This window comes from Microbacterium sp. HMWF026, assembly GCF_003061325.1.
Lineage (GTDB): Bacteria > Actinomycetota > Actinomycetes > Actinomycetales > Microbacteriaceae > Microbacterium > Microbacterium testaceum_E.
In genome coordinates, this window is sequence record NZ_QAJB01000349.1 from 1 (window position 1) to 3,151 (window position 3,151).

3 protein-coding genes are annotated in these 3,151 nt (G+C 72.5%); 1 reads left to right on the forward strand and 2 read right to left on the reverse strand.

The window, feature by feature from the left end; genetic code table 11:
• The first annotated feature begins 150 nt into the window (after window positions 1–150).
• Entirely contained in the window at window positions 151–1,791 is a 1,641-nt protein-coding gene (locus DBR36_RS13015; RefSeq protein WP_108320039.1) for an ABC-F family ATP-binding cassette domain-containing protein, read from the forward strand.
• Window positions 1,792–1,813: 22 nt separating this feature from the next.
• Here DBR36_RS13015 and DBR36_RS13020 read toward each other — a convergent pair whose 3' ends face one another.
• Both DBR36_RS13020 and DBR36_RS17825 read right to left on the reverse strand, forming a co-directional pair.
• Window positions 1,814–2,158, reverse strand: coding sequence for a LysR family transcriptional regulator (locus tag DBR36_RS13020; protein WP_108320041.1), 345 nt, complete (start codon window positions 2,156–2,158; stop codon window positions 1,814–1,816).
• 67 nt (window positions 2,159–2,225) lie between these two features.
• Window positions 2,226–3,151 (reverse strand): SGNH hydrolase domain-containing protein (locus tag DBR36_RS17825; RefSeq protein WP_308810957.1); only part of this gene is annotated, 926 nt, incomplete at its 5' end.

Genomic DNA, 3,151 nt, shown 5'->3' on the forward strand with positions numbered 1-3,151 from the left:
CGGTCGACGCGCTGCGGGACGTCTACGCCACGGCTCACCCGCGGGCACGCTGAGAGGCGGCACGCCGCGGGGGCTCCTCCTCGCGCGCGGCTCGCCGCGCGCCCGACCGGGCGGCGCACGGCGCCTCGCCGAGCCTGCGAAACTGGAGCCATGACCGCCACCCTCGTCGTCCAGAACCTTGCCGGGGGATACGGCCACCGCACGCTCTTCACCGGTGTCGATCTGACCGTCGCGCCCGGTGACGTGGTCGGCGTCGTCGGCGCGAACGGGGCCGGAAAGTCCACGCTCCTGCGCCTTCTCGCCGGCGTCGACGAGCCGCAGGAAGGCTCTCTCAGCCTCGCCCCGGCGGACGCCTTCGTCGGGTGGCTGCCGCAGGAACACGAGCGGATCCCGGGCGAGACCGTGGCGCAGTACATCGCGCGCCGCACCGGGTGCGCCGAGGCGACGAGCGAGATGGATGCCACGGCGGCCGCCCTCGGCGACCCCGACGCGGTCGGTGCCGACGACGCCTACGCCTCGGCCCTCGAGCGCTGGCTCGCCAGCGGGGCGGCCGACCTCGACGAGCGGATGCCGGTCGTACTGGCCGAGCTCGGGCTGGACGTCGGCGTCGATGCGCAGATGACGGGCCTGTCGGGCGGGCAGGCGGCACGCGTGGGATTGGCGGCGCTGCTGCTGTCGCGCTTCGACATCGCGCTGCTCGACGAGCCGACCAACGACCTCGACCTCGACGGCCTCGAACGCCTCGAAACGTTCGTGCGGGGCCTGCGAGGCGGGGTCGTCCTGGTCAGCCACGACCGCGAATTCCTCGCTCGCTCGGTCACCCGCGTGCTCGAGCTGGATCTGGCGCAGAACTCCCACCGCGTATACGGCGGCGGGTACGACGCGTACCTCGAGGAGCGGGCGACCCTGCGCCGACAGGCGCGGGAGAAGTACGAGGAGTACGCCGAGACGAAGGCCGACCTCGTCTCACGCGCGCGGACGCAGCGCGAGTGGTCGAGTCAGGGCGTGCGGAACGCGATGAAGAAGGCGCCCGACAACGACAAGATCCGTCGCAAAGCCTCGGTGGAATCGAGCGAGAAGCAGGCGCAGAAGGTGCGGCAGATGGAGAGCCGCATCGCCCGGCTCGACGAGGTCGAGGAGCCCCGCAAGGAGTGGCAGCTCGAGTTCACGATCGGTTCCGCGCCGCGTTCCAGCTCGGTCGTCTCGACGCTCTCGGGTGCCGTCCTGCGACAGGGGGCGTTCCAGCTCGGGCCCGTCTCGCTGCAGGTGAACGCCGGAGAGCGCATCGGCATCACGGGGCCCAACGGCGCCGGCAAATCCACGCTGCTGCGCGGCATCCTGGGCAGACAGGCCCCCGACGAGGGGTCGGCGAGCCTCGGCGCCAGCGTCGAGATCGGCGAGATCGATCAGGCCCGCTCCCTCATGGTCGGCGCGCGCCCGCTGGCCGAGACGTTCGAGGGTTTCGTTCCCGAGATGAACGCCGGCGAGGTGCGGACGCTCCTGGCGAAGTTCGGGCTGAAGGCCGACCACGTCACGCGCCCGGTCGACGAGCTCTCGCCGGGTGAGCGTACGCGCGCCGGACTCGCGCTGCTGCAGGCGCGGGGCGTGAACGTGCTCGTGCTGGACGAGCCGACGAACCATCTCGACCTGCCCGCGATCGAGCAGCTCGAGCAGGCGCTGGCCTCGTACACGGGGACGCTGCTGCTGGTGACGCACGATCGCCGCATGCTCGCCGCGGTCGAGACCGACCGCCGCTGGCACGTCGAAGCCGGTCGGGTCACCGAGCTGTAGACCGCGCGCCGGCGTGGTCGGTTCAGCGCCCCTGACGCTTCTTGTACGGCTTGGGCTGACCCTTGACGATGGGGGCGCGGCCCTTGCCCTTCGACGCCTTCGCCTTGCCGCCGCCCGCGGCCTTCTGCTTCGGAGCCGGGGCAGGGGCGTCGGCGATGCGACGGTGGGCCTCTTCGAGCAGCAGTGCCCCCGCGGGCAGCAGGCGCGTCGGCGGGGTCCGCTGCACGAGCGGCTGCCCGACCTCTTCTTCGAGCTTGTCGAGGGTCGTGTACAGCGAGGCGAGGGGGATGCCGAGCTTCTCGGCCGTGCGCGGGAAGTGCAGCTCCTCGGCGAGGGCGGCGAACCGGACGAGGTGCTCGAGTTTCATGGCATCCATTCTCCCGTGTCCGAGCGGCCGGATGCCGCCCGCCAGATCACCCCTCGCTCGTCGAGACTCACCCGGGGGCGCCGGGGAGGGGATCCGACGCGCCCAGGAGGGGCTCGAGGGCCTCGCGCAGCGCGGGCCCCAGCTCTCGGCTGTACCGCGCGGTGAGATGGATCTTGTCGACCGAGACGACGCTGCCGCCCACGAACGCGGGGCAGACGGACTCGGCGCAGAAGAGGGGATCGGTGTCGACGAAGAACGCTCCCGACCGTCGTGCGGCGGCGGTGAGCGCGGCGTCGGCCTGGACGTGCGCATCGCCGACGGGCGAGATGCAGGTGGCGGGGGAGGACACCACCGAATAGCACGTCCAGAGGTTCGGCCGCTCGGGCGGGGCGGGCAGCACCACCACCGCCCCGGCCGCGGCGGAGTACCGACCCAACGCCCGATCCAGGCCCTCGTCCATCGCTGCTCCGGCCGAGCCCGGCGCCGTCCGCCCGGTGCTGGAATCGGACTGCGACAGGAACACCAGGTCGGGGGCGGTGGAACCCACCGCCTGCGCCGCGTAGGCGTGGAATCGGTCGCACTCGGCGAAGTCCGACCCGTCCATTCGGGTGACGGCGACGAAGGCGAACGGGCACTGACCCATCGTCAGGATCGTCACGCTCCACGCGGGGCCGAGCGCGGCACGTATCGCGGGGGCCCAGCTGATGGCGACCGAGTCGCCGACGAGCACGGCGCGACGAGAGGCGCCCGGTTCGCCGAAGACGCAGCGTGCGCCGAGTTGCTCGGGTGATTCGCCCGTCTCGCCGGCCGCGTAGCTGAGACACCCGGAGCGTGTCCACTCGGGAGCGGCCTGGTCGACGCCGAGGTCGTCGATGGAAGGGTCGAGGTGTCCGGGCCACCTCGTCGCCGAGAGGGCGTCGCGCACGCTCCACTGCACCGACGCGGCCTCGGGCCCGACCGGCCGGTCGGCCCGAGGCCGCGTCGGTGCAGTGG

What these genes read in the sequence shown, in the direction of transcription:
- DBR36_RS13015 (WP_108320039.1), top strand. Translation starts at nt 151, where the DNA reads ATGACCGCCACCCTCGTCGTCCAGAACCTTGCCGGGGGATACGGCCAC.
- DBR36_RS13020 (WP_108320041.1), bottom strand. Translation starts at nt 2,158, where the DNA reads ATGAAACTCGAGCACCTCGTCCGGTTCGCCGCCCTCGCCGAGGAGCTG.